23 protein-coding genes and 1 pseudogene are annotated in these 25,308 nt (G+C 67.5%); 11 read left to right on the top strand and 13 right to left on the bottom strand.

Annotation, left to right across the window (positions count from 1 at the left end; all coding sequences use genetic code 11):
* The first annotated feature begins 46 nt into the window (after positions 1-46).
* Genes ON40_RS46200 through ON40_RS46190 form a run of 3 tightly spaced genes read left to right on the top strand, consistent with a single transcriptional unit; the run spans position 47 to position 2,318 of the window.
* Positions 47-676 carry an amino acid ABC transporter permease gene (locus ON40_RS46200; protein WP_051194608.1) on the top strand — a complete coding sequence of 210 codons (630 nt, stop codon included), beginning with the start codon at positions 47-49 and terminating at the stop codon, positions 674-676.
* Complete coding sequence (locus tag ON40_RS46195; protein WP_040832282.1) at positions 673-1,509, top strand: amino acid ABC transporter permease; 837 nt, start codon at positions 673-675, stop codon at positions 1,507-1,509. The genes ON40_RS46200 and ON40_RS46195 overlap by 4 nt, the downstream gene beginning before the upstream one ends.
* A 53-nt stretch (positions 1,510-1,562) precedes the next feature.
* Complete coding sequence (locus tag ON40_RS46190) at positions 1,563-2,318, top strand: class II glutamine amidotransferase (protein WP_040832281.1); 756 nt, start codon at positions 1,563-1,565, stop codon at positions 2,316-2,318.
* 52 nt (positions 2,319-2,370) lie between these two features.
* Here ON40_RS46190 and ON40_RS46185 read toward each other — a convergent pair whose 3' ends face one another.
* Complete coding sequence (locus ON40_RS46185) at positions 2,371-3,255, bottom strand: alpha/beta fold hydrolase (protein WP_040832280.1); 885 nt, start codon at positions 3,253-3,255, stop codon at positions 2,371-2,373.
* Positions 3,256-3,373: 118 nt separating this feature from the next.
* Between ON40_RS46185 and ON40_RS51020 the strand changes: the two are divergent.
* Positions 3,374-3,511: pseudogene (locus ON40_RS51020) on the top strand (VOC family protein); the annotation flags it as partial.
* Between the two features lie 135 nt (positions 3,512-3,646).
* Here the strand turns inward: ON40_RS51020 and ON40_RS46180 are convergent.
* The 6 genes from ON40_RS46180 to ON40_RS46155 all read right to left on the bottom strand — a co-directional run bounded on the left by ON40_RS46180 (position 3,647) and on the right by ON40_RS46155 (position 8,991).
* Entirely contained in the window at positions 3,647-4,381 is a 735-nt protein-coding gene (locus ON40_RS46180) for a GntR family transcriptional regulator (protein ID WP_245568287.1), read from the bottom strand.
* A gap of 168 nt (positions 4,382-4,549) precedes the next feature.
* On the bottom strand, positions 4,550-5,593 hold the full coding sequence (locus tag ON40_RS46175; protein WP_040832279.1) for an LLM class flavin-dependent oxidoreductase: 1,044 nt from the start codon (positions 5,591-5,593) through the stop codon (positions 4,550-4,552).
* A gap of 12 nt (positions 5,594-5,605) precedes the next feature.
* A complete protein-coding gene (locus ON40_RS46170; protein ID WP_040832278.1) occupies positions 5,606-7,093 on the bottom strand; it encodes an aldehyde dehydrogenase in 1,488 nt (495 codons plus the stop codon).
* Entirely contained in the window at positions 7,086-7,817 is a 732-nt protein-coding gene (locus tag ON40_RS46165; RefSeq protein ID WP_040832277.1) for an alpha/beta fold hydrolase, read from the bottom strand. The genes ON40_RS46170 and ON40_RS46165 overlap by 8 nt, the downstream gene beginning before the upstream one ends.
* Positions 7,818-7,819: 2 nt before the next feature.
* Positions 7,820-8,371, bottom strand: a complete 552-nt coding sequence (locus tag ON40_RS46160; protein ID WP_040832276.1) for an amino acid synthesis family protein — start codon at positions 8,369-8,371, stop codon at positions 7,820-7,822.
* A complete protein-coding gene (locus tag ON40_RS46155) occupies positions 8,368-8,991 on the bottom strand; it encodes an amino acid synthesis family protein (RefSeq protein ID WP_040832275.1) in 624 nt (207 codons plus the stop codon). The genes ON40_RS46160 and ON40_RS46155 overlap by 4 nt, the downstream gene beginning before the upstream one ends.
* A 375-nt stretch (positions 8,992-9,366) precedes the next feature.
* On the opposite strand from ON40_RS46155, the gene ON40_RS46150 reads away from it, so the two are divergent.
* The 5 genes from ON40_RS46150 (at position 9,367) to ON40_RS46130 (ending at position 13,471) form a co-directional block, all read left to right on the top strand.
* Entirely contained in the window at positions 9,367-9,792 is a 426-nt protein-coding gene (locus tag ON40_RS46150; protein WP_040832274.1) for an ester cyclase, read from the top strand.
* Between the two features lie 29 nt (positions 9,793-9,821).
* A complete protein-coding gene (locus ON40_RS46145; protein ID WP_040832273.1) occupies positions 9,822-10,328 on the top strand; it encodes a flavin reductase family protein in 507 nt (168 codons plus the stop codon).
* 74 nt (positions 10,329-10,402) lie between these two features.
* Positions 10,403-11,875, top strand: a complete 1,473-nt coding sequence (locus tag ON40_RS46140) for a purine-cytosine permease family protein (RefSeq protein ID WP_051194607.1) — start codon at positions 10,403-10,405, stop codon at positions 11,873-11,875.
* Entirely contained in the window at positions 11,872-13,137 is a 1,266-nt protein-coding gene (locus ON40_RS46135; protein WP_245568286.1) for a bifunctional 3,4-dihydroxy-2-butanone-4-phosphate synthase/GTP cyclohydrolase II, read from the top strand. The genes ON40_RS46140 and ON40_RS46135 overlap by 4 nt, the downstream gene beginning before the upstream one ends.
* A 19-nt stretch (positions 13,138-13,156) precedes the next feature.
* Positions 13,157-13,471, top strand: coding sequence for a hypothetical protein (locus ON40_RS46130; protein WP_040832272.1), 315 nt, complete (start codon positions 13,157-13,159; stop codon positions 13,469-13,471).
* A 368-nt stretch (positions 13,472-13,839) separates the two neighbouring features.
* Here the strand turns inward: ON40_RS46130 and ON40_RS46125 are convergent, their stop codons facing one another.
* The gene (locus ON40_RS46125) at positions 13,840-15,897 is read right to left on the bottom strand and encodes a CocE/NonD family hydrolase (RefSeq protein ID WP_083896443.1); all 2,058 of its coding nucleotides are present in this window, start codon (positions 15,895-15,897) and stop codon (positions 13,840-13,842) included.
* A 283-nt stretch (positions 15,898-16,180) separates the two neighbouring features.
* Complete coding sequence (locus ON40_RS46120) at positions 16,181-17,095, bottom strand: LysR family transcriptional regulator (protein ID WP_174435128.1); 915 nt, start codon at positions 17,093-17,095, stop codon at positions 16,181-16,183.
* A gap of 77 nt (positions 17,096-17,172) precedes the next feature.
* Here ON40_RS46120 and ON40_RS46115 point away from each other — a divergent pair, with 77 nt between their 5' ends.
* On the top strand, positions 17,173-18,426 hold the full coding sequence (locus tag ON40_RS46115; RefSeq protein ID WP_040832271.1) for an MFS transporter: 1,254 nt from the start codon (positions 17,173-17,175) through the stop codon (positions 18,424-18,426).
* An 81-nt stretch (positions 18,427-18,507) separates the two neighbouring features.
* Here the strand turns inward: ON40_RS46115 and ON40_RS46110 are convergent, their stop codons facing one another.
* The 3 genes from ON40_RS46110 to ON40_RS46100 form a co-directional block, all read right to left on the bottom strand.
* A complete protein-coding gene (locus ON40_RS46110) occupies positions 18,508-19,653 on the bottom strand; it encodes an alpha/beta hydrolase (protein ID WP_218009002.1) in 1,146 nt (381 codons plus the stop codon).
* Between the two features lie 204 nt (positions 19,654-19,857).
* The gene (locus tag ON40_RS46105) at positions 19,858-21,507 is read right to left on the bottom strand and encodes a fucose isomerase (protein WP_040832270.1); all 1,650 of its coding nucleotides are present in this window, start codon (positions 21,505-21,507) and stop codon (positions 19,858-19,860) included.
* 216 nt (positions 21,508-21,723) lie between these two features.
* The gene (locus ON40_RS46100; protein WP_218009001.1) at positions 21,724-22,773 is read right to left on the bottom strand and encodes an acyl-CoA dehydrogenase family protein; all 1,050 of its coding nucleotides are present in this window, start codon (positions 22,771-22,773) and stop codon (positions 21,724-21,726) included.
* Between the two features lie 97 nt (positions 22,774-22,870).
* On the opposite strand from ON40_RS46100, the gene ON40_RS46095 reads away from it, so the two are divergent.
* Positions 22,871-23,785: an AraC family transcriptional regulator gene (locus tag ON40_RS46095; protein WP_040832269.1), complete on the top strand. Its 915-nt coding sequence runs from the start codon at positions 22,871-22,873 to the stop codon at positions 23,783-23,785.
* A 53-nt stretch (positions 23,786-23,838) separates the two neighbouring features.
* Here the strand turns inward: ON40_RS46095 and ON40_RS46090 are convergent, their stop codons facing one another.
* Positions 23,839-25,305: a dihydroorotase gene (locus ON40_RS46090; RefSeq protein ID WP_040832268.1), complete on the bottom strand. Its 1,467-nt coding sequence runs from the start codon at positions 25,303-25,305 to the stop codon at positions 23,839-23,841.
* Between the last annotated feature and the right edge of the window lie 3 nt (positions 25,306-25,308).

The following is a 25,308-nucleotide window of genomic DNA, read 5'->3' as shown; positions in this document are numbered from 1 at the left end:
TTCGAGCACAGCGCAGAACAGATCGAAGCAGGAAGGAAGACCCGAGGTGATTTGGGCGGATCTGGGCCCGGCCCTGGAACGAACGCTCGGCCTGGTCGTACTGACCTATCTGGGTGCACTCGCGCTCGGCATACTGCTGGCGATATGCCGGATCGGTCCGGTGCCGCCACTGCGCGGCGCGGCCACCGCCTATGTCACGGTATTCCGCAACGTGCCCCTGCTGGTGCTGTTGGTGCTGTTCACCTTCGGCCTGCCCACCGTGGGACTGCTCGTCCCGCTGTACTACAACGCCGCATTGGCGATGGCGCTGTACTGGGCGGCCTTCGTCTGCGAGGTGGTGCGCAGCGGCGTGCGGACCGTCCCGCGCGGCCAGGTGGAGGCCGCCCGCGCACTGGGCATGTCGCTGGGCCAGTGCCTTCGACTCGTCATCCTGCCGCAGGCACTGCGCACGATGGTCCAGCCGCTGGCCAACATATTCATCGGATCGGCCCTGGCGACCGCACTGGCGGCCGCGGCCGGGGTCTCCGAACTCACATTCTGGTATCAGCAGCAGGCCAATCAGGCCGGTAGTCCGCTGACCTCCTTCGTGGTGGTCACGGCGATCTACGTGGTGATCGCGCTGGCCGCCGGGCTCATCGCCGGTCGGATCGAAGAGAGGGTGGCGATTCACCGATGACGACACTCGTAACCGAACACACACGACCGCGCATCAGCGAATCGCGTACGGGCGACACGTTGTTCGACGCACCCGGCCCCCGGGGACGCCGCCGAATCCGGATCGCCACGGCACTCGCGACTCTTGCGCTGATCGCATTGGCGGCCTTCGTGATTCGCCAGTTCGCCGCACACGGTCAGCTGTCGGCCGATCAGTGGCGGGTGTACACGCTCGCGCCGATCTGCCGATACCTGCTGACCGGCGCCGGGAACACCCTGCTGGTCACCGCCGTGGCCGCGGCGCTGGCTTTCCCGCTGGGCGGCGCGCTGGCACTGATGCGGTCGAGCCGCAACGCAATACCGCGCGCACTCTCACGCACCTGCACCGAACTGCTGCGCGCGACGCCACTGCTCCTGCTGCTCTATCTGTTCCTGTTCGGTCTGCCGCGGCTGGGCATCGGGTTGCCGCCGTTCTGGCAGTTGGTGATTCCCATCGTGCTGACCAACGCCGCGGTGGTCGCCGAACTCGTCCGCGCGGGCGTGGCGGCGCTGGACCCGGGACAGGGCGAAGCCGCGGAGAGTCTCGGGCTCACGCGTTGGCAGTCGATGCGCTATGTCATTCTGCCGCAGGCTATTCGGCGACTCGTCCCGGCGCTGGTCAGCCAACTGGTCCGCCTGCTCAAGGACTCCACCCTCGGCTATGTGGTCAGCTTCCTGGAACTGCTGCATCGCGCACAGGTCCTGGGTGAGTACGAGCACACCCTACTGTCCGCCTATCTGGTCACCGCCGCGGCGTTCATCCTGGTCAACGCATCACTGGCGAAGTTCGCGGACTCGCTCGAACGTCATCTCTGACATCCCCCGCACCGGGTCGCGGCCCGGTGCCCCCGATCGAAAGGCTCTGGCGAATGTGTCGTCTGCTCGGCGTGGTCACCCGCGTCCCCCGACCACTGACCGAGACGCTCGGCGGTCTGCTCGAACCGTTCACCGCACTGTCGCACGAACATGCCGACGGCTGGGGTATCGCCGTCCGCAGCGGCCGTGAGCAGATCATCACGCGCGGAACCGATCCCGCCCACGCCAGCCCGGCGTACCGCGCGGCTACCCGAGGCCTCGCGGACGCGGCCCTGCTGCATCTTCGCCTGGCCTCCCCGGGCCTGCCGATCCGGCCGGGCAACACCCATCCGTTCGTCGCGGGCACACTGGCCTTCGCGCACAACGGGTTCTTCTCCCCGCGCGAGGCGCTGGACGACCTGATCGAACCCGAACTCCTGGCCGGGGCGACCGGTGACACCGATTCCGAACGCTTCTTCCTGCGCGTGCTCAGCCGACTGCGCAGCGAGAACACCGATCCGGTCGACGCCCTCGCCCACACCGCGGCCGACATCGGGTCCCGAGCCACCTTCGGCAGCCTCAACTGCCTGCTACTCACCGAGAGCGCGCTCTACGCCTACGCGCAGGAGGATCCCGAATCGGAGGTGAGCCGACGCCGCGGCCCCGAATTCTTCCGCATGCACTACCGCATCGGCGCCACCGACGCGGTGGTCACCTCGAACGGAATAGCCACCGGCGAGGAGTGGGAGACGTTGCCGTACGGGCGAATTCTGGAAATCCGGCGCAGCGACCTGCGCGTCTCCACGCACGCCGTCACCACCGCCGCCTGAGTCGACGGCCGATCCCGCTTCGCATCTGGTGTGAGGCGAGATCGGTTCGGGCTCAGCCGAATTGGTCGATGATTCCGGCCAGTTCGACCGGGCGGTCACCTTGGATGGAATGGCCCGCGTCCTCGACGGTGATCACTTGCGCGTCGGGTTGGCGGCGGCAGAATTCCGCGACGTCGGCGTCGTCGACCACCGGCGAGCGCGAACCCCGCACCAGCAGCAGCGGAATCCGCAGGGTGGACAGGTCATCCCAGAGACCGCTGAAGTCGAATCGGGCGTCGGCGCTGGGGCGCAGCCGGTCGTAGCGCCACTCCCAGCGGCCGTCCGGACGCGGGCGCGCATTGTGCAGCACACCACGCCGCAGCGACGACACCGAACGGCCCGGATTGTGAGTGACGGTCCGCTCGAGGATCTCCTCGAAGCTCGCGAAATCCTCGGGTCCGTGGACGAATGCGGTGATAGCGGCAGTCTTGCCGGGAGCGTCCCCTGCGCCGGGAGTGACGTCCACGACGATCAGCCGCGACACCTCCGCCGGATGCCGGGCCGCGAGACGCAGCGCCGTGAGACCGCCCAGCGACATGCCGACGACGGTTCGCGCGTCCGGAGCCAGCACCGCACAAGCCTCGGCGACGGCGTCGGCGAGCCGCTCCGGGGTGTAATCGTGGTCGGGCCACCAATCCGAATGACCGTGCCCGGGTAGATCCACCGCGAGCAGCGGACGATTCAGCGCCAGCGCCACGGTGTCCCAGGTGTGCGCGTTCTGGGCGCCGCCATGCAGCAGCACCAACTCGGGCTCCCCTTCTCCCCACTGCAGTGCGCTCACCTGCCGCCCCGACGCGATCTGCGCCGCCCGACGCCGCACCACGGGCGGCCCGGACCACGTCAGCCCCGCCTCGGCGGCGTTGTCCTGGAACATTCCGAATTCGTCGTACTCCGGCATGTCGCCAGTATGCCACGGCCGCTTGCAGCGAGATCATCTGCCGAATCGGCTGAGCAGCAACATATTCCGAACTCTCTATGAAACGTGAACCTGGCGGAGACCACCGATCCGCCTGGCCGCCGAACTCGAACGCCTGCTGCATCTGGGGGCGCGCCGAGCCGATATCGGCCAGACCGGCCAGGAGCCCTGGCACGTCCTCGCAGACCCCGAAGGCAACGAGTTCTGCCTACTACGAGCCCGGCTCGATCCACTGTGAGCAGATCCGCGCTCCAGCCACGCCGAAGACATCGACCACCGACTCACAGCCACGCGGTGACCTCGCAATTCGGCCCAGCAGCGCAGACGCGATCGGCACCGGCACTCGGATGAGCCAATCACCGCGGCGCGCGGATCAGGGTGTGGGCTGCGGCAGTGGCGGCGGCCAGGTTTCGAGTTGGGACATCAGGGCCTGCTGGCTGGCGTGGACGTGCCGGCGCATGCAGTTCTCCGCGCCGATGCCGTCCTTGGCGATGATCAGCTCGAGCACGGTGTGGTGTTCGTGTTCGGATTCGATGGAGCGGCCAGGTTGGCCGAGTGAGGTTTTCACCAGACGCCCGTAGGCCAGCTGGTTCATCAGCAGCCGATAGTGGGTGGCCAGTTTGCCGTTGTCGGCGCCCGCGATGAGGATCTCGTGGAACTCGTGCACCAGCTGGGCGTAGCGTTCGACGTCCCCGGCCTCGACGGCGGCGTCGGCGGCGCCGACGTTCGCCTTCATCGCGGTCAGTTCGGGAACGTCGCCGCGGGCGGCCATCAGCCGGGCGGCGCCACCCTCGAGCAGCTGTTTCATCTCGAACAGCTCGTTGATTTCGCGCCGGGACGGCACGGTGACGAAGGTGCCGATCCGCGGACGGATCTCCACCAGCCCCTCGATCTGCAACTGCTTGAGTGCTTCGCGGATAGGTGTGCGGCTGATCCCGAATATCTCGGCCAGGGTGATCTCGGACAGTGGTTGTCCGGGAGCGAGTTCGCCGGAGATGATCATCTCGCGCAGCCCGTCGGCCGCGCGTTCCTGGAAATTGCTCGTATCGATTCTTCGCGATGCGGCGACCATCATGACCCCCTCGGCGGTCTCATATGTATCTTGCATGTCAACGGTACGGTACGTGGCGGGACGGCCACAGCGGCGGACTCGGCGCGATGACGCGCCGAGTCCTGCGCGCGCACAACGTGATCACCACACACCCGGCCGCCGGCCGCGAACGGCTCGGCGTTCCGGCGACCGGATGCTTGCATGGTGCGGATCCTTCCCACGACCTCAGCGGAACGCCGGGACCACTTCGTTGATGAACAGCTCGAGCGACTTGCGCTTCTGCTCGTGCGAGAGCGTGTTGTCGGTCCAGAAGCTGAATTCGTCGATGCCGAGTTCCTGGTAGTACCGCAGCCGATCGATCACCTCTTCCGGTGTGCCGATCATCGCGGTCTTGTGCAGCGATTCGGGTGCGAATTCCGGCCTGTCGGCGAATTTCGACACCGGACTCGGCTCCAGGAAGCCGTTGTCCGGGACGGTCTTGTTCCCGAACCACGCGTCGAAGGTCCGATAGAACTTCTGGATCCCCTCCGCCGCGGGACGCCAGCCGTCCGGATCGTCGGCCGGATGCACGTAGGTGTGCCGCAGCACCATGATCTGCGGCTGGGGCACCTCGGGGTGGTTCGTCACGGCGGTGTCGAACTTGCGCTTGAGGTCCGCGACCTCCTCGTCGCCCTTCATCAGCGGCGTCACCATGACGTTGCAGCCCTGCGCGACGGCGAAGTCGTGCGAGTCCGGATCACGCGCGGCGATCCACATCGGCGGCGTCGGCTGCTGCACCGGCTTGGGCACACTGGTCGCGGTCGGGAACTGCCAGATGTCGCCGTCGTGGGCATAGTCGCCCTGCCATAGCGCGCGCACCGCGGGCACCAGCTCGCGCAGGTGCTTTCCGCCGTCGGTGGCACGCAATCCGCCTGCCAGACGGTCGAATTCGATCTGGTAGGCGCCGCGGGCGATGCCCACCTCCATCCGCCCGTTGCTGATCACGTCCAGCAGCGCGCATTCGCCCGCCGCACGGATCGGATTCCAGAACGGCGCGATGATCGTGCCCGCTCCGAGCCGGATGGTCGAGGTCTGCCCGGCCAGATAGGCCAGCAGCGGCATCGGGCTCGGCGAGATCGTGTACTCCATCGCGTGGTGCTCACCGATCCACACGGTCTCGAACCCACCGGCTTCGGCCATCAGGGCGAGCTCGGCCAGATTCTCGAAAAGCTCACGGTGCGTGACGTTCTCGTCCCAGCGCTCCATATGCGCGAACAACGAAAATCTCATGGCTGTCTCTCCTCAGCTCCGCATGGTGAACGGGTCCGCGACGGGATCCTCGCTCGTGTTGATCCAGACGCTCTTCAAGCGCGTGTACTCCTTGACCGTCTCGGTGCCGTGCTCGATGCCGACGCCGCTGCTCTTGAATCCCTGGCGCGGCGACATCGGCGACATCGCGCGGTAGGTGTTCACCCAGACGGTGCCCGCGTCCAGTCGCGCCGCCATCCGGTGCGCCCGAGCAAGATTCGCCGTCCACACGCCCGCGGCCAGGCCGTAGTCGGTGTCGTTGGCGAGCCGGACCACCTCGTCCTCGGTGTCGAACGGCATGATCGCCACGACCGGGCCGAAGATCTCCTCGCGCACCACGCGCATGTCGTTGTGCACGTCCACCAGGATCGTGGGCTCGTAGAAGTAGCCGCCGAGCCCGCCGTCGCTGGCCCGTCCGCCGGTGAGTACCCGCGCGCCCTCGCTCCGACCGAGGTCGACGTACCCGGCGACCTTGTCGCGCTGATCCTCGAAGGCCAGCGGCCCGAGTTCGGTCTCCGCGTCGAGCGGGTCGCCGATCCGAATCGTCTTCGCGCGCTCGGTGACTCGTTCGAGCAGTTCGTCGTAGACCGCGCGCTGGGCGAAGACGCGGCTGCCCGCGATGCAGGTCTGCCCGGCCGCGGCGAAGATGCCCGCGACCACGCCCATCGCGGCATTGGCCACGTTCGCGTCCTCGAACACGATATTGGGCGACTTGCCGCCGAGTTCGAGCGTGGACCCGATGAACCGCCGTGCGGTCGCCGCGGCGATCCGCGCCCCGGTGGCCGTGCTGCCGGTGAACGAGATCTTCGCCAGGTCCGGGTGATCGACCAGGGCCTGGCCGGCTTCGGCACCGAATCCGGTCACGACGTTGACCACACCTTCGGGAAAGCCCGCTTCCAGCGCGAGTTCGGCCAGGCGCAACGCGGTTCGCGAGGTGTATTCCGACGGTTTGACGACCACCGTGTTACCGACCGCGAGCGCGGGCGCCAGCTTGCTGGTGGTCAGGGTCAGCGGGGAGTTCCACGGGGTGATCGCACCCACCACGCCGAGCGGCTCGCGCAGGGTGTAGTTCAGCACTCGGCGATCCGAGGCCGGGACGACCTCGCCGTGGATCTTGTCGGCCAGACCGGCGTAGTAATAGTAGTACTCCGGAACGGTGCCGAGCTGACCTCGCATCTCGCGCAACAGTTTTCCGTTGTCGAGCACTTCCATGCGGGCGAGTTCCTCGGCGTTCTCACCGATGAGGTCGCCCAGGCGGCGCAGCAGACGACCACGCCGGGTCTGGCTCAGATCGCGCCACCGCGGGTCCTCGAACGCCGCCCGCGCCGCGGCGACGGCGCGCTGGATATCCGCCGAATTGCCGCGCGCCGCCTGGTACAGCGTCTCGCGGTTGGCCGGGTTGGTGCTCGCGAAGTACTCGCCGGATTCGGGTGCCACCGGCTCGCCGCCGATGAAGTGCTGCAATTGGTCGAGATCAGACATGTACGTGCTCTCCGATGAAAGTGGTGATGGCATCGACGAGCTCCCGCGGGCGCTCGACGGGAAGCATGTGCCGTGCGTTCGGGATGATCACCTCGCGGCAGTCGGGCAGTGCCGAGGCCAGGCGGTGCGTCATCTCCGGGGTGGAGCCGGGGTCCTGACCGCCGGTGACGGCCAATGCCGGAACGGTGATGCCGCCGAGTGCGGGGGCGAGTTCGGCGTCCGCGGTCGCGAAGACGTGGTAGCAGTGCACGAACGAAGCGATATCGTTGCCCGCCAACATCTCTCGCGTTCGCCGGACCCATTCGAGGCCGACCTCGGTGCCCTCGTACCACCGGCCGATGGATGCGGCGGTACTCGCCTCGAAGTCGGTCTGCGCGGTCTGCAACCGGGACAGCACGGCCGCACGCTCGGCCTCGGTGCGCCGGCAGACCGAACTCACCGAGGTCAGCGTGGCCGCCAGGCCGGGCCGGTGCAGTGCGAGGTACTGCGCGACGAGCGCGCCGAGCGAGAAGCCCACCAGATGCGAACCCGGCGGAATCTCGCCGACCACCCCCTCAGAGAGGTCGGCGAGTGTGGTGCCCGCAGGCGCGGGCGGACGCGCGCCGTGCCCCGGCAGGTCGGGAGTGATCACCGTGTAGCGGTCGGCGAGCAGGTCGGCGACCTGCTCCCAGACCGTGTGATCGAGCCCGACGCCGTGCAGCAGCACCATGGCTGGCTTGCTCATGACTACTGCTCGGTGGTCAGCGGCGCGAGGCGCTGCTGCGGACGTCCCTGCGCGGCGGCGGCCAGCGCGATCACGATCTCGTCCGGATGCGGCGCGTCGGCGATGCGCACCTCCAGCGTCTGATGGTGCGAACGGATGGTGGCGTCGGTGATGTGCTTGAGCGGGATGTCGAACACGATTCCGGCTGGGCCGCGCTTCTCCACCGCCGGAAGCAGGGTGGTGGCGTTGGCCGCCTTGCGGAAGTGGTCACCGAACTTCAGGGTGTGGATCAGGCCCGAACCGTGCTCGATCTCCCCGTTCAGCCCCACGATGGCGGCCTTGCCGTACGCCTGCGGCTCGGCGCCCAGCGCCTCGACGACCCGGGGCGCCAGCAGCTCGCCCAGCGGTGCGGCGTTGTCGTCGATTCCGATGCTCAGATCTTCCACGAAACCCTGTCCGGCCCAGGGGTTCTCGATGACGGCGGCGACGACGGCGACACGCGCGGCCGGTGCGACGGCCCGGCCGCCCTCGGTCAGGATCTCCTCGACGACGGTGACGATCTTGCGGACGTTCATGAACGGACTTCCTCCAATTTCTGGGCGGTGACTGCGGGGTCGGTGGTGCGGTCGCCGATGCGCGGGTGCGGGCGCGGCCCGGTCGACGCGGCGGCGATGACGACGATCTCGTCGGCACGGGGAGCGTCGGGGATCCGGGTGCTCACGGTCTGGTAGTGGCTCCGGGTCGCGGCGTGTTCCTTGTGCCAGAGCGGTACGACGAGCGTCTCGCCCGCGTCCGCGCGAGCGTCGGCGAAGCAGATGATCGACTCGCCCCGCAGGAACTCCCGGACGAGATTTCCGAAATACGGGGTGTGGATCAACGCGCCGCCGTGCTCGATCTCCCCGGCGGTGCCGACGATGGCGGCCTTGCCGAACGCCTCGATCCGATCCACCCCGCCGAGCGCCTCGATCAGCTTGTCGGTCAACACCTTCGCGAGCCGGGGCGCCATCGCGATGGCGGCCGCGGACAGGTCGGTGGTGGCCGGGGTACCCACCCACGGGTTGGACACCACGGCCGCGACGCTGGCGCGGAATGCCGGACGGACGGGCGGGCGGCCCGCCTCGGTCAGGGTCTCCTCGCGATACAGCGATAGCTTCCGGATCTCGATGTGGGCCCCGCCACCATTGGACGCTTGCATACAAGGAACAGTAGAGCGGGGTGTCGTTTTGGTCAAGAGGCCGTCATCGACAGCACCTCCAAGGTGCCGAGGCGACCACAATAGGCCACATAAACACAGGTAATGCACACTTACCCCGCCATTCCTGGCCGATCGAAGCAACTGTGTGCCACGAACCCATTGACACCGGAATGTGACGCGCCTAATAATCGCTTGCATGGCAGAGCGGCGAGAGGGTCGCTCGGCGAACCCCTCCCCCGCGTCGAGCCATCGGTTGCCACACCGCCGCCCGGCCGTGGGAACGGGCCACGTCACATCGAGCACCCGGCCAGAGCGATCGGCGCGCCGGTCCGCTCTGGCCGGTACAACACCCGGAATCCGCAGGAGCAGCACACCATGACCGACCACACCGCCCGGCGCGCGCTCATCGCGAACGCGTGGCACCACGCCTGGGACCGCGGGGACCTCGACGCGTTCGACGCGCTGCTGAGTCCGCGATACCAGCGCCACGGCGCCCACGGCCCGGCGCAGGATCGCGACACCTTCAAAGCCTCGGTCCTGACCACCCGCGCCGCATTCCCCGATCTGACCACCACGATCGACGACATCGTGCTGGAACAGGACTCCGCGGCGATCCGCTGGCACAGCACGGGCAGCCATACCGGGGAATTCCTGGGCATCCCCACCACCGGCCGACGCGTCGAGGTCAGCGGGGCGACGTTCGCCCGTTTCGAGGACGACCGCATCACCGAGGAGTTCGTGACGTGGGATCCCCGCACACTGCTGTCCGCGCTGGGCATCATCAGCCTCGGCCAGGACTGAATCCACCGCAACAACCTGGAGTTCACACCATGTCGCAGCTATCGCAGCCCACGGCCGACATCGACCTGATGAAGCAGGTCAACCGCAAGTTCGTCACCGGCGTCACCGTGATCACCGCCCTGGACGGTGGCACCCCGAAAGGCTTGGCGGTCAACGCATTCGCCAGTATCTCCCCGACCCCGCCGACCGTGATGGTCTGCGTACAGCGCACCTCGAACACGCACGACTGCCTGTTCCGCGCCGATCACCTCGCGATCAACATCCTGTCCGCGGCCCAGGGCCCGGTCGCCGCGACGTTCGCCGGCAAATCCGACGACAAGTTCCGCGACCTCGCCTGGCGGCCCGGCCCGTTCGGCAGCCCGCTGATCGACTTGAGCAGTGCGCGGATGGAGACCGAGATCCGCGAACGGCTCCAGACCCTCACCCATACGGTGTTCATCTGCCGCGTCGTACACGCCGAGGTCGGCGAACAGGCGCCGATGGTCTACAGCTCCGGCGGATTCTATGACGGCGGGGCGCTCACCCCGCTCCCTTGATCAGGCAATCCACCACCCGCCCAACAGATTTCACTCGTTCTCTGCCACATCAGGTGGCATTTCCGGAGGTTTCCATGCCCCAGACCCCGTCCTCGGACACCGAAGACCGACGGTATCGCAGCAAGGTCGCCGCGATCGAGCCGTACGGTGTCGACCACATCCCCGACGTCGAACGGCACGGCACACCGCGTTCGCAGTTCTCCATCTGGTTCGCCGCGGGCATGAACTTCCCGATCATGGTGCTCGGATTCTCGGCCGTCGGCTACGGACTGTCGCTGACCGCGGCGGTGACGGCGATCGTGCTCGGCTCCCTGCTGGGCGCTGCCGTGATGGGCATCCTGTCCCAGATGGGCGCTCGCCTGGGCGTGCCGCAGCAGATCCAGTCGCGCGGGCCGCTGGGTTTCTTCGGCAACTTCGTTCCCGTGGCATACATCAACATCTTCGCCGGGATCGGCTGGGCGGCGGTGACGATCATCCTCGGCGCGCAGGCCATCCACCGGCTCGCGCCGGCCGTCCCGTTCTGGCTCTCGGCTCTGGTGCTGGTCAGCATTCAGCTGGTGGTGGCCGTGTTCGGGTACAACATGATCCACTTCCTGCAGAAGATCCTGTCGGTCGTGCTGTTCCTCGGATTCGTCATGATCACCGTCGTCTCGATCACCCACAGCACGACGGTCGGCTTCCACGCGAATCCGCACGCGCGCTTCTACATCGGCGGAGCCGGTGGCTGGATCACCTTCGCGGGTTTCTTCCTGTCGTTCCTGATCGCCTGGTGGCCCTTCGCATCGGACTATTCGCGGTATCTGCCCGACGACGACCGCACCGCCAAGCGCGCCGGGGTCTACACGGTGGCAGGCAATTTCATCACGCTGAGCTGGCTGGGCATCGCCGGCGCCGTACTGGGCGGATCGGCGGTATCGGGTGAGCAGCCGATCGACGCACTGGCCCGGCTGACCGGATCGTGGGCCCCGGTGGCGCTGATCGTAGTCATGCTCTCCTCATTCTCGCAGAACTTCCTCAACGTCTACGGCGGCGCGATTTCCATTCAGACACTGCGGATTCCGGTGAGCCGCCGTACCGCAGTCATCGCCATCTGCGTCATCTCGTACATCATCAGCCTGTGGGCAGACGCGGGCTTCGAGGCGAAATTCAAGAACTTCCTGTTCCTGGGCGCGTATCTGATCGCACCGTTCGGTGCGGCCCTGCTGTTGGACTACTTCGCCGGCGGCCGCAAGGACAAGGCCCGCATCGGCGAACTGTACGACGAGACACGCATGCTGGAATGGGGTTTCGTCGCCTGGGTCGCCGGTGTGATCGCCTCGGTTCCGTTCTGGAATCTGTCCTTCTACCAGGGCTGGGTGAGCGTCCACCATCCCGGCTGGGGTGATCTGACCTATGTCGTCGGCTTCGCGGTGGCCTCGGTCGTCTACCTGCTCACCTATCGGCTTCCCGGTCTGCGCCGCAGCACCGGATCGACGGCCGGGAAAAGGTTCACCGAGTCCGCCGGGACGGTCGCCGCGCCGATGACGGTGAGCGAGGAGACACTGTGAGCGAGAAGGTATTTCGTCCGGTGCCGCCCGCGTCGGCGCCGTTCGCCGCCGAGGTCGAGCGCGCGCTCGCCGACATCGCCGCCGGACGCGCGGTCGTGGTCGTGGACGATCACGACCGGGAGAACGAGGGCGATCTGATCTTCGCCGCCGAATGCGCGACACCGGAACTGGTGGCCTTCACGGTGCGGCACGGATCCGGGGTGCTGTGCGTGCCGATGCCGGGTGACCGGCTCGACGCGCTGCGGCTGCCGCCCATGTGCGCGGACAACCAGGATCCCAAGGGCACCGCGTACGCGATCAGCGTAGATGCGAAAGACGGTGTGAGCACGGGGATCTCGGCCGCGGACCGCGCCCGCACGATCCGGCTGCTCGCCGCCGGCGACTCTCGTCCCGACCAGCTGACCCGCCCGGGACACGTGTTCCCGCTCCGGGCGCGGCCCGGCGGAGTCCTCGAACGCGCCGGGCACACCGAGGCGGCGACCGACCTGGTCGCGATGGCCGGTATGCGGCCTGCCGGGGCGATCTGCGAGATCGTCAACGACGACGGAACCATGGCTCGCGGCGCCGATCTCGACGAGTTCTGCACCACGCACCACCTGCACCGGCTGGCCATCGCCGATCTCGTGCGCTACCGCCGATGGCAGGCGCCGCTGACCACCGGCCCCGCCATCCGCCTGCCCACCCCGCACGGGGTGTTCGAGGCCACCGCCGTCACCGCGGACGACGGCGCCGAACATCTGGCCCTGACCCTCGGCGATCTCGCCGACCGCGACGACGTACTGGTGCGAGTGCACTCCGAATGCCTCACCGGAGACATCTTCGGCTCACACCGCTGCGACTGCGGCCCCCAGCTCGACCAGGCCCTGGCCGAGATCGCGCGAGTCGGGGCCGGTGCGGTGATCTACCTGCGCGGCCACGAGGGCCGCGGGATCGGGCTGATGCAGAAGCTGCGCGCCTACCACCTCCAGGAACACGGCTACGACACCGTCGACGCCAACACCGCCCTCGGCCTGCCCGTCGACGCACGCGACTACACCACGGCAGCGAAAGTCCTTGCCGCACTGAATATTCGCTCGATCAACCTGATGACGAACAACCCGCACAAGGAATCCGCACTCGCTTCGTTCGGCATCACCGTCCCGCGCACGACTCCGATCCACACCACCCCGACCGCGGACAATCTGCACTATCTGCGGACCAAACGCGAACGGCTCGGACATCGAGCCCCCACCACCCACCCGACCGCCGCCAGCCACGCGTGAACTCCCGGAGCGATCACCCGTGACCACCCTCATCACCCGACACCGCGTGCGCGACTTCGACATCTGGCGCGCGGTCTTCGCCGGACATCAGGACAACCGCCGCGCACACGGCGCGACCGGCCATCGCATCTACCGAATCGGCGACGACGTCACAGTGCTGACGGAATTCCCCGATAAAACCGCAGCGGAGAACTTCCTCGCCGATCCCGCCCTGCGCGAAACCATCGCTCGGGCCGGATTCATCGGCACCCCGGACACTCGGATCTGCGAACTCGCCGACAACGAGGACTATCGAACACTCCCCACCGCAGAGGCAGAATCCGTCGGTCACTAGACAATGCCACAGAGTGGTGCAGCCTTGATATCCTGAGCGCCCATCCCACCCGGAATGGAGGATCTCGTGCGTCGTGTCGTGTCGAAGGTCGTTGCCGCCGGAGCGATCGCTCTGGCGCTGGTTCTCCAACCCGCCATGGCGGCGGCCACGAGCGGAACGACAGCGAGTCCGGAACTCACCGGTCGAACCCATACGACAGCTCCCTTCGACCCCATCTGTCCCCTCTGCTTTATCCGAGAATTTCTGGAGAGCGGCTCGAGCCACTGAGCCGGTTGCTAGCGCGGTAGCGGTCCTCCGGACGACTGCGGATGCGATCGGACCTCGCTGCAGGCATGAAACATGCTGCGCCAGTTCGTAATCGATCGCTACTACGGGATCGGCGTGTTTGTGGGGAGGTTGACGAAGCTGGGGGCGGCGGGGTCCAGGTCGAGGTGTTGGGGTGCGAGTTGAGTGTTGTTGAGCAGGGGGCGTAGGGCCAGGGATTTGGGGAAGTTTCCGGCGAATACGTCGATGCGGAGGCGGTGGCCGGGCTGGAGCACCGCATCGGTGGGGATGACGGCGATATCGAGCGGGGTCGGTTGGCCCGGCACTGTGGGGCGCAGGCTGTCGAGGGTGAGCAGGTTGTAGGGCTGGGTGTGGTCGCCGTCGGGTGAGCGCAGGCTCTTGGCGTCGTCGATCGCACGCAGTGAGGCGATCAACTGGCCGGTGGTCAGGACGGTCGAGGTGCCGTCCGGGGCCACGTCGTCGACGGTGACGTCCCAGTATCCGTCGGTGGTGTCCTGCACGGTGTTGAGGTGGACGTTGATCGGGCCGGAGATCACCGTCGGGGCCGCGACCGGCGGGCTGGTGAAGGTCAGGCCGTTCGTCTCGGCGACTCGATTGTCCTTGGCGCACAGGTCGAGTACGGCGCTGATACCCATCGAACCCTGTGCGGCATCGCGCGAGCACGCATTGGTCAGGCCGGGTGCCACGGTGAGCCGGTCGCGGCCCGGCACGGTCGAGGTCAGCGAGCCGTCGTGCACGGTGGCGGGTGCGGTCCCGCTGGGTGTCGCCGACAGATACACCCGCCGATATTCCGTACCCGGCTCCGGGAACCCGCTGCTGGTCACCCAGCCGCCGCCCTGCTGGCGCATCGTGACCGGACCGTACGAGGTGATGCCGTTGTCGACGCCTTTGAGCCAGTGGTCGAACCACGCTCGCTGCAGAACATCCAATCGTGGTGGCCCACCGGGCATTCCGGTGCCCGAGCCGGGATTCATGTGGTAGGTGTCGCCCATCAGGAACTGTTTCTCGCCCGCGGGCAACGGAATGGCGTTGTAGATGTTCGCGGCGCTGTTGGCGAAGATGTCGTGCCATCCGTCGTAGACGAACGTCGGCACCGTGATTCGCTCCGGATGCCCCAGGACGCCTTGGCGGAACGGCGAATCGGAGTGCAGGAGAGTGGCCAGCGTCGGAGGCACCGCGTCGACCGTCGGCACGGTCAGCGCCGCCAGCAGTGCGTCGAACATGGTGAGTGGATCGGCCACCCGGTCCGAGAGCCATTTCCAATCGAAGGTCCCGGTCACCATGGACCGCACGTCCGGAACGAGTTTGAGCGCATCGACCAGCGACAACCACAGCGGCATGAACGTGGTCCCCAGACCGCCGCCCGGTGCGACCACGTCGCGGACCAGATCGCTGCCCGGTTCGACCGGGAAGATGGCCTTCAACGGCCCGGGTGCGTTCTCGGCGGCCTGCAACTGGTTGATGCCCGAATACGACATGCCGCTCATGCCGACCTTGCCGTTCGACCAGGGCTGGTGCGCGGACCAATCGATCACCTCGCGGGTGTCCAATTGTTCACGCGCGCAGAGGGTGTTCCAATCTCCCTGGGAGAACCCGGTTCCGCGCACATCGGCCACCACCATCGTGTAGCCGCCGCGGATGAGGTTGCGATCCACTCCGAAGATCGTGATCGCGCCGCCGCTGACGGCGTGCACCAGATCGCCGAAGCCGCTGATCGGCGTGCCGGTCAGATCGATCGACCGGGCCAGCTGGACCGCGAGCGGTTGCAGTTTCGGCACCGCCATCGCCGAATCGATCAGATTGGTCACGAGTTTCGTGTACGGCGTCAGATTCACCACGGTCGGCAACGGGTCCGACACGATGCGCCCGGCGGCGTCCATCGGGCGATAGATGTTGGCCTTCAACACCACTCCGTCGCTCATCCGAATCGGCACATCCCAGTCGATGTGCACGTCGGGGTAGCGCTGCGGCGCGTCCGCGGTGGCCGTCCACGCGGCCGGTCCCGAGCCGACCGGCGACGCGGACGCGGCCCGCAGACCCCAGGCCCCGCCCGCGACCAGGACCATCACACATGCCAGCACACCGGCTCGGCCTGCCACCCCGCGACCGGAGGCCGAGCGAATTCCCCACCGTGACACCATTGTCGCCTCATCTCCTCCCCGGCACACCGCACCGGCAGCGGGGAGTGATCGACCCGAGATTTGTTCGAACCTAACGTCAGGTCCCCCGCCCGCATCCGCATCGCTCGACAATTGACCCCATTCCCTGCCGGGTGCCGGTGGTGTTGGTGTCACTCACAACGGTCACCGGCCCGTCGTCCCGTAGAATGCGCCGTGCCACAACGCGTCCGAGGGGCAGCGGCCGAACGATCCGAGAAGCCCTGTCGCGCTGTGCATCCGCGGAGCACACGGTGCTGCAACGATCTCAGCTGCGGTCGGCCGAACCCTCGGCGTAATCGCGGAACATGCGCACCGCCGGCGGCAGCGCACGATCCGCCGACCAAACCAGGCCGATCTCCCGGAAAGCCGGTGGGTGCAGCGGTATCTCGACGGTGCCCGGGTTCGGCAGCGGCTCGGACTCCGGCAGGATCGCCACACCGAGATGCGCCGCCACCATGCCGCGCAGCGTATCCGCCTCCTCCCCTTCGAACGAGACCCGCGGTGTGCAGCCCGCCTGGACGAACAGATCATCGATGATGCGGCGCAGGCCGAAACCCGGCTTGAGCGAGACGAATTCCGATTCGGCGAGTTCGGTGAGCCCGACGCGCGCGCGGGAGGCGAGCGGATGCCCCGTCGGGACCACAGCAACCAGCGGCTGTTTCGCGATCCCGGAGGTAGCGAAACCGGGATCCTCGACCGGCAGCGGCGCGGTGAGGACCAGATCCGCCTCACCCATGCTCAACCGCTGCAACAGGTCCTCGCTCGCGCCCTGCACGAGGGTGAACCGGACGCCGGGATGCGCGGCGCGGAATCCGGCCAGCAGCTCCGGGACGCGCACACCGCCCATGGTGTGCAGGAAAGCCAGCGAGACGTGCCCCCGCTCCGGATCGGCCTCGGACAGCGCGGCCCGCAGACCCAGCCGCAGCTCGCCCGCCGCTCGTCGAGCGGATTCGGCCAACTGCTGTCCAGCGTGGGTCAGCCGGATACCCCGGCCGATCCGGCTGACCACCGGCGTGCCCAGATTCTCGGTCAGTTCGGTGAGCCAGCGGCTCGCGGTGGGCTGCGGGACGCCCACCAGCGCGGCCGCGCGGGTGAGGTTGCTCTCATCGACCAGGGCCTCCAGCAGCGCGAGGCGCGGTGCCAGGGCCACCAGGTTCGTGGTCAGTGCGTCATCCAGCAAAATAATCCACCAATGGATGATTGAAGGGATTTTTACGTATTGGACGAATAATATGCCACTGCTTACGGTCAATACACGTGAGAAGTACGCCTCCCCAGCCCACCGCGCTTCGGCATCTGCACGGCACCTCCGGTTTCCGCCGCATCACCCTGGCGCTGTTCGCGTCCGGGCTGGCGACTTTCACCACGCTCTACTGTGTGCAGGCGCTGCTGCCCGCGCTGAGCACCCAGTTCCGATTGACCCCGGCCGCGTCGAGCCTGGCCGTATCGCTGGGAACGGCCGGGCTGGCCGTGGGGGTGATCCCGCTGACGGCGCTGTCGGGAGTGGTCGGGCGGACGTCCATGATGACCGCCTCCCTGTTCGCCGCCGCGGTCCTGGGGATCGCCCAGGCATTCAGCCCGAGCTTCGCGATACTGCTGGTCCTGCGCGCCCTGCAAGGTCTGGCCCTGGCCGGACTGCAGGCCACCGCGATGTCCTATCTGGCCGAGGAGATCGACCGCCGCTCACTGGGTTTCGCGATGGGCCTGTACATCGCGGGCAACGGCATCGGCGGGATGGCGGGCCGCCTGATCGCGAGTTTCGTACTGGACCTGTCGAATTGGCGGTGGGCGCTGGCGGTGGTCGGTGTCCTCGCGCTGCTGTGCGCGGTGGTGTTCCGGATCAATATCGTGCCGTCGGCGAACTTCGTCCCGAGCCCCCCGCGCGTGCGACATCTGGCCGGGGCGGTGGGCCGCTCCTTCACCGACTCCGGTCTGATCCGCCTGTTCGCCTGCGGGTTCCTGCTGATGGGCTGCTTCGTGACGGTGTACAACTACCTGGGCTTCCGGCTGCTGAGCCCGCCGTTCGCGCTGGCGCCGGTCATCGTCGGGTTGATCTTCGTGGTGTATCTGGCCGGATCGGTGTCCTCCACCGTCGCCGGTCGCCTGGTCGACGTGCTCGGCCGACCACGCATGCTGCCTGTCACCGCGCTGATCACGCTCGCGGGCGTCGCCCTGATGTTCCCGTCGAACATCGTGTTCGTGGTGATCGGGCTCATCGTCACCACGGCCGGATTCTTCGCGGCCCACTCGGTGGCCAGCGGCTGGGTCGGCCCGCGCGCGGCGACCCTGAACGTGCAGGGTCCCGCGGTCTACCTGTTCTGCTACTATCTCGGCTCGAGCGTCGGCGGGTCCCTCGGCGGCCTGGCCTACGGCGCGCACGGCTGGTCGGGCGTGACGATCTACGTCGGCGCACTCGTGCTGGGGGTGCTGATCCTGGCATTCACCCTGCGCAAACTCCCTCAGGCCCAACCTCGGCAGTTCGCGAGTTCCGAGGCGGTACAACGCTCCTAGGGGCACCACCGATTGTCGGCGGCACTACTCGCGCGCGGTGGCCCCTGCCGCGACGGACCGAGACCGGTGCTCGGTGCTCGGTCAACGGGTACCAGGGCATTGCATACCGGTGGGACACAGATAGTTCGCGTTCTCGTGGGCGGCGTTCGTCGCCTGTTTCATGAGCGGCTCGTCGGCGGACGGCCTCAGGTGCGGGCCGAGCCAGCCGAAAACAGTGGGGTACATGGCTTGCCAGGTGCCCCAGTTGTGGCCGCCCTCGCGGAGGATGAGCGGGGCCGCGACCCGGGTGGGTGCGCGTGCGGCCTCGAACAGGGCTCGTGAGTTGTCGGGGCTGCTGGACGGATCGTTGACGCTGGTGGCCACCATGATGGATACGGCTGCGCCGCGGGCGGCCAGCTGAGTCGGATCGTTGGCCGAGCGCAGCGCCGGATCATCGATGACGGCGGGATCACCGTGAAAGTCGTCGGGGCTCAGTGCGAGTCCGGTGGCGAAGACCTTCGGGTATTGCAGCGGCAGTTTCGCCGCGCAGTAACCGCCGGTGGAGTCACCGGCCAGCGCCCAGCCCTTCGCATCGGCGCGAACCCGGAACTGCCGCTGGATCATTCGCGGCACGTCGCGCACCAGCCAGGTCGCGGTCTGCGCACCGCCGGGAACGTTGATGCAGTCGGTGTTGCTGCCCGGGTTGATGCGCGGCATGACCAGCACCGCGGGCGGCAGCGTCCCGTCCCGCATCAGCGCCCCGAGCAGTTCGGGGGCGCGGCCACCCCGGACCCATGCCAGCGGGCTGCCCGGCACGCCGTGCAGCAGCACGATCACCGGGAACCGGTGGTCTCGGTAGGCGGCCTGATCGTATTGTGGTGGCGTCCAGACCAATACCTCGCCGGTGAGCCCGGATTCGGGCCCCTGATAGTCGGTTTCGGCCACCCGGTCACCGAGAGCCCGGAAGGTCACCGGCGCTTCCTCGGTGGCATCGGCGGCCGTCACCGTGGGCATCTGTGTGCGGCCCAGCAGGTCGTTCCACGAGGTGTACAGACCGTTGGCATCGTTCACCCACACCGCGACGGAAACCACTGCGGCACACTGACAGCACACGATCATCGACAGCCGGGTCAGCCACCGCACCGCGCGGGGCCCGCGCAATCGGTTCCATCCCACCAGGGTGACGCCCACTGCCACCACAGCCGTGACGACGACCGTGTAGAGCAGCGCGTCGCTGGTCAAACTCAACACCACAAGCCTCGCATCGATGCACTCGGGCTGCCCGGCCGCAGCGGGTGATCGTCGAGAGCGGACAGCGGCCCGCATAGTACCGCCCTCGACGACCACCGCCGACCGGCGAGCCCCGTCCACACCGAACTCCGGTGACGCACAACGGCCCTCGCACCCGGGTAGGTGCGCGCGGGCGATCTGCCCGCACGGCGAAGGCCGTGCTCAGCCCGTCGTCAAAGCCGTTGTGCCACAGAGGTGCACGGCGATTCCCAGCGCGTCGAAGCACGCCGCCTTGGCCAGCAGCGCCTTGTCCGCGGTATCGGCATCGGGTGCGTAGACCACGTTCGCGTGATTCGCCTTGTGCCGCGCCATGAACTGATCCCGGGACACCCCGTGCAGCACCGCATTCATGATCGGCCACTCGGGATTGGTCGCGTTCTTGCGCCGCAGACTCTCCTCCCGCGGAAGCTCGACCACGGTCCCGCGACCGATGTCGACATTGAGCCGCCCGTCCGCGAGATACACACGCGACCAGACGATTTCACCCGGTTTGGAGATGCCGTTGATCGTGGACCCACCGGCCGGGAAGAACATCGGCCCCTGACGCCAGCCCTCGGCGTCGGCGTAACCGTTCGCGAAATGCGACGGTGGCACCGAACCGGAGATCTCCAGAACCCAGACGAACTGCCCGTCGTAATCCTCACCCCAGCGGATGTCGTGCAGAGTGGTGGCCGGGTCCAGCCCCATGGCCGTCCACACCCGGTTGGTCACCAGCGAGTCGACCGCGACTCCCTCGTCGACCTCGTTGAAATTCGGTATCGCACGGCCTTCCCACAGCACACGCTGCCCGTCACGACTGCGCACCGGCGGACGCTCGACATTGTTCATCAGCCCCTCGACCAGATCCGAGGCCGGAGCGAGATCCTTCAGCCCCTGCTGATACTGGATCCCGACCGCATCGAGACCGAAGTCGTCCGCGATCCGCAGTGCCGCAATGTACATCTTGTACTGCAGATCCAACTGATCCTGCGTCAACTCGGTGCGCGGATCGGTGCCGATCTTGAAGGTCATCCCCGCATCGAGCAGCCAACGCCCGATCCCCGCGGCCTCCTCGTCACCCACGGTGAGCATCTCGGCCCACAGCGCGCTCTGCGACAGCCGTTCCTTGTAGATGCCGATCCTGTTCAGCACCTCGTCGTCGAAGATGGCGTTGTACATGCCCATGCAGCCCTCGTCGAAGATTCCGATGATGGCCTTGTCCCGCAACAGTTGTCGCGCCAGCGCGACGCCGAGATCACGCTCGGCACTCTCAGCCAAGGCTGGCAGCGGACGGACGTGCGATGCGTCGTGCACGATCGTTCCGGTCTCGATCCAGCTGCCGATCCCGTCCCGGAACCACTCGTCGGTGCCGTCGATCGTCCAGATCGTCGAATACGGTTTGCCCATCTTGGTAAGTCCGGCATTGAGATTGAGCAATCCGACCAGCCCCGGCCACTTGCCCGCGAAGTTCGCCACCGTCAGGATCGGCCCCTCGTGCGTGCGCAGGCCCGCCAGCACATGATGGCTGTACTGCCACACGGCCTCGGCAACGATCAACGGCGCATCGGACGGAATGGTCGCGAACACGTCCAGCCCCATCCGCTGACCGCTGATGAACCCGTGTCCGGTACCCGGATCGATCTCGTTGCCGCGCACGACATTCCAGCCGAACCCACCGAACGCCTCGGTCACGATCCGCTCCAACTCGACCTGGGTGGGCCACCCCATCTCGTTCGCCGCAGGACGCAGATCACCGCTGGCGATCAGGTACGCGGTCCGAGGCGGAGCCGGGGCGAGAGTCTCGACGGCCGGGAAGGTGTAGGAACTACTCACACGAACTCCTCTGCGGATTGAACGTGCCGACGCGAACGTCGACGCCGAGAACTACAGTCGATGTGATACAAAGCACACCGTCCCAGAAATCGACTACCGCCGCAATACCGTGCCCAGGGAACCGGAGCGTGTGCGTCCTCGGCCACCAAGTGAAGCAGCCTCGCCCGGTCGCGCGGCCGAAATGCCCATCTGCGCACCAGATTCCGAAGCACCGTGTCAGACGGTCAGGGCTGTCCCGTACCGCTCGACTGCCAGATAAGGATTCAGGTGGGGATGGCGGCTGCCGACGGCGACGTCCCGCCAGTACCGCTGTAGCGCGTTCGCCGTGTCGAAGCCGCTCGCGCCGTGCAGGTCGAGCATGCGTTCCATGGCGGATCGGCAGGTGCGGGCGGCGTCGGCGAGGTCCATGTGCAGGCGAGGGCTGTCGTTCTCCGACAGTTCGGTCGTGTCGGTGTCGTGGGCGACCGCGAGCATGGTGGTCTCGGCGCGGTGCACCAGGTGAGTGGCCTCCGCCAGCCACTGCCGGGCGCCTGCTGACTCACCCATCCGGGTGTAGGTGGTCATGAACGGCTTGCGGTCCGAGGCGAACATCGCGCCGACCGCATCCAGCGCGCCCAGCGTCGCGCCCACCACCGGGCTCAGCACCGTCATCGAGTACAACATCAGGTCCGCGGTCGTGAAGGGCGCGGCCGTCGCGACCCGCTCGGCCGGCACGAGGAGATCGTCGGCGACCACGGTCTGGCTGCCCGTGCCGCACATGCCGGCCATGTGCCAGGTTCGCTCGACGGCGAGATCGGCCACGGGGACGACGGCGAAGGAGAACACGCCGTCCACGACCACGCCGAGCAACGCCCAGACGGCGTCCTCGCAGCCGGACACGTTCGGCCAGCGGCCGCTGATCCGTACCCCGCCAACCCCCCGTTCACCCTGTCCCCCTGGAATTCCCGATCCACACCACAATGCATCCGGGTCTGCGAAGAGGTCCCCCTCCAGGTGGTTCCGCACGGCGATGTTCTTGGCGGTCAGGCAGGTCCCGGCCACCCACGCGCTGGACGGACACGCTCGGCCCAGCCGGGTCAGGCACCGGGCGACTGTTTCCACGCTCGCCCACCCACCGCCGTATTCGCTCGGTGTCCGCAGCCCGAACAAGCCGCCGCCACGCAGCGCTTCCAGGCTTTCCGCCGCGGGCCGCCCGCCCTGCTCGGTCTTGTCGGCGTTGGTCCGCAGGACCGCACCGATTTCATCCCCTGTCGCGTCATCGATCACGGTTTCAACCCAACCAGCCACTAGCCAGGCAGGCCATACGCGAGCGACCTCGGTACATACGCGGCTGTGCGCGGCGGGGCTGGCTAAAATCGGCCGTATGGACCTGATGAGCGAGGTCATCCGCATGGTTCGGGTCGGCAGCGTGGGTAGTCGCGTGATCAGGCATTCGGACCCTCGGGGACTCAGGTTCCCCGCCTTCGCGGGCAGTGGGTTCCACATCATGTTGCGGGGCACCTGCTGGCTGATCACCGAGGACCGGCCGCCCGTTCCGCTGCGGCCGGGCGACATCGTGCTCACCTCGTCCGGCGCCCAGCACGGATTCGCCCGGACCCGACGAGCGCTGGCCGACCTGCCGCCCTCGGCGATGGGTCCGATCCCGCCCGCGCCGGGGCCGTGCGACTTCGAGTTCCTGTGCGGCGCTTACCGACTGGAGCACGGTTACGCGCCTCAGTACCTGCGCGCGCTACCCGACCTCATCGCGGTGTCACCGGATTACGATCGGTACCCCGAGATGCGGGCGCTGGTCGCGATACTCGAGGCGGAGGTGGGCCGAGCACGGCCGGGTAGCGGGGCGACGCTGCGATCGCTGCTGGACCTGATCCTGGTCCTGGTGCTGCGGCAGTGGCACGAGCAGCACGGCAGTGCGCCGGGCACGGACGATCCCGCAATCGCCGCCGCGCTGCGGCAGATCCACGAGCACCCGCAGCACCAGTGGACTGTCGGCAGGCTCAGCGATGTCGCGGGGCTGCCCCGCACCGCGTTCAGCCGACGGTTCACCGCACTTGTCGGCCAGCCGCCGATGAGTTACCTGATCAGCTGGCGGCTCGGGTGCGGTGCCCGGTTGCTCCGGGAGACCGACGCTTCGCTGGCCACGATCGCACGTGAGGTCGGATACTCGACCGAATTCTCCTTCTCCAATGCGTTCCGCCGCGAGTACGGTGTTGCCCCAGGCCATTTCCGCCGTGCTGCGTTCGCCATGCCGATGGCCGAGGTGTCCGCGACCGCCGAATGACGCCCGGGGCCGGACATCCCCTCACGAACGTCCGGACCCGGGACATCACAGCGTCAGCGGGTGGCCGGACGACGCACGTAGCGGCCCGTGGGCTGACCGATCACCTTGCCGTCGGCGAAGATTCGCGCACCGCGCAGGAAGGTGTCGGTCACCGTGGAGCCGACCTCGAGGCCGCGGAACGGGCTGTATTCCTGGGTGGATTCGGAGTCCTCGGGCCGAACGGTCCACGAACGGTCCGGATCGACCAGGGCGATGTCGGCATCGAAACCGGGCGCGATATCGCCCTTGGTGTGCAGGCCGTAGCGTTGCGCGGGGTTCCACGCGGTCAGCTCCGCGACCTGTCGCATCGACAGACCGCGCTTGCGGCCCTCACCGACCAGACCGGCGAGCAGATATTCGGTGCCGCCGAATCCGGACTTGGCGGCGAAGATGTCCGCCGGATCGTCGCCGAACTTGGTGGCCTCCTTGCAGCACGCGTGGTCCGAGACCACCCAGCTGATGTCACCGGCGAGCAGATGCTCCCACAGCGCCTCGACATCGGCCCGCGGGCGCAGCGGCGGATTGACCTTCCCGCCGATGCCGTCCGCGGTGGTGATGTCGGTGAGCAGGTGCCCGATCGTGACCTCGCGCCGGAAGTCCACGTGCGGAAAGGTTTTCGCCATCAGCATGGCCGCCTCGAGCGCCTTGGCCGAAGACAGGTGCAGCAGGTTGATATTCGGCAGCTGCGTCTCGTGCGCGAGATAGGAGGCGATGGTGACCGCGAGGCCCTCCGAATGCGGCGGCCGCGACGCGCTGTACGCCTCGAGCCCGGACAGCTTGCCTTCCTGCTGCACGATCTTCGTGTACGCGGTCATGATCTCGGCCGTCTCACAGTGCAGCGACAGCGAGATCGAGTCGGCGATCTCCGGGAAACGCTCGCGCGCCGCCTGCACCCCGCGCATGACGAATTCGAAGTGGGCGATGTCGTAGCGCTCGCCCTCGGGAATCATCAGGAACGAGTTCTGGTCGTTGGATGCGCCGTGCAGACCGTGGCTGCCGTAGAACATGAAGATCTTGAACGAGCTCACGCCGTGCTCGCTGATCAGCTCCGGGATCTCCGCGATATGCGAGGACTGCATGGGAGCGAGGTGAAACGCATAGTCCACGAAGGACTTTCCCTCGGACGCGGCGAGCACCTCGGGGAACACCTCCGAGTAGTCGCCACCCCGGTTGAGGTAGTACTGCCCGGTGCGCATGTACGTCAGCGAGGTGGTGACCCCGCCCTGCGCGCAGGCGCGGCTCTCGGTGCGGGTGTCCTCGTCGAGCGGGTTGTAGATGCCCCAGTGCTGGTGCGCGTCGACCACGCCGGGAAAGGCCAGCTTGCCGCCACCGTCCACGACCTCACGGGCCGAAGAGACATCCAGGTCCGGACCGACTTCGGTGACCTTCCCGTCGCTCACCGCGATATCCGCGAGCGGGGTGTCTTCCACCCCGGGACGGACTACGCGCACATTGCGGATGATCAGGTCGTGGTTGGTCATGGA

The sequence above is a fragment of the Nocardia jiangxiensis NBRC 101359 genome (assembly GCF_000308615.1).
GTDB classification, from domain to species: domain Bacteria; phylum Actinomycetota; class Actinomycetes; order Mycobacteriales; family Mycobacteriaceae; genus Nocardia; species Nocardia jiangxiensis.
This window is presented reverse-complemented; position numbering and strand designations above follow the sequence as displayed.

Coding starts and splice junctions, on each gene's coding strand:
- ON40_RS46195 (WP_040832282.1), top strand. CDS start 673: ATGACGACACTCGTAACCGAACACACACGACCGCGCATCAGCGAATCG.
- ON40_RS46190 (WP_040832281.1), top strand. CDS start 1,563: ATGTGTCGTCTGCTCGGCGTGGTCACCCGCGTCCCCCGACCACTGACC.
- ON40_RS46185 (WP_040832280.1), bottom strand. CDS start 3,255: ATGCCGGAGTACGACGAATTCGGAATGTTCCAGGACAACGCCGCCGAG.
- ON40_RS46180 (WP_245568287.1), bottom strand. CDS start 4,381: ATGCAAGATACATATGAGACCGCCGAGGGGGTCATGATGGTCGCCGCA.
- ON40_RS46175 (WP_040832279.1), bottom strand. CDS start 5,593: ATGAGATTTTCGTTGTTCGCGCATATGGAGCGCTGGGACGAGAACGTC.
- ON40_RS46170 (WP_040832278.1), bottom strand. CDS start 7,093: ATGTCTGATCTCGACCAATTGCAGCACTTCATCGGCGGCGAGCCGGTG.
- ON40_RS46165 (WP_040832277.1), bottom strand. CDS start 7,817: ATGAGCAAGCCAGCCATGGTGCTGCTGCACGGCGTCGGGCTCGATCAC.
- ON40_RS46160 (WP_040832276.1), bottom strand. CDS start 8,371: ATGAACGTCCGCAAGATCGTCACCGTCGTCGAGGAGATCCTGACCGAG.
- ON40_RS46155 (WP_040832275.1), bottom strand. CDS start 8,991: ATGCAAGCGTCCAATGGTGGCGGGGCCCACATCGAGATCCGGAAGCTA.
- ON40_RS46150 (WP_040832274.1), top strand. CDS start 9,367: ATGACCGACCACACCGCCCGGCGCGCGCTCATCGCGAACGCGTGGCAC.
- ON40_RS46145 (WP_040832273.1), top strand. CDS start 9,822: ATGTCGCAGCTATCGCAGCCCACGGCCGACATCGACCTGATGAAGCAG.
- ON40_RS46140 (WP_051194607.1), top strand. CDS start 10,403: ATGCCCCAGACCCCGTCCTCGGACACCGAAGACCGACGGTATCGCAGC.
- ON40_RS46125 (WP_083896443.1), bottom strand. CDS start 15,897: ATGGTGTCACGGTGGGGAATTCGCTCGGCCTCCGGTCGCGGGGTGGCA.
- ON40_RS46095 (WP_040832269.1), top strand. CDS start 22,871: ATGGACCTGATGAGCGAGGTCATCCGCATGGTTCGGGTCGGCAGCGTG.
- ON40_RS46090 (WP_040832268.1), bottom strand. CDS start 25,305: ATGACCAACCACGACCTGATCATCCGCAATGTGCGCGTAGTCCGTCCC.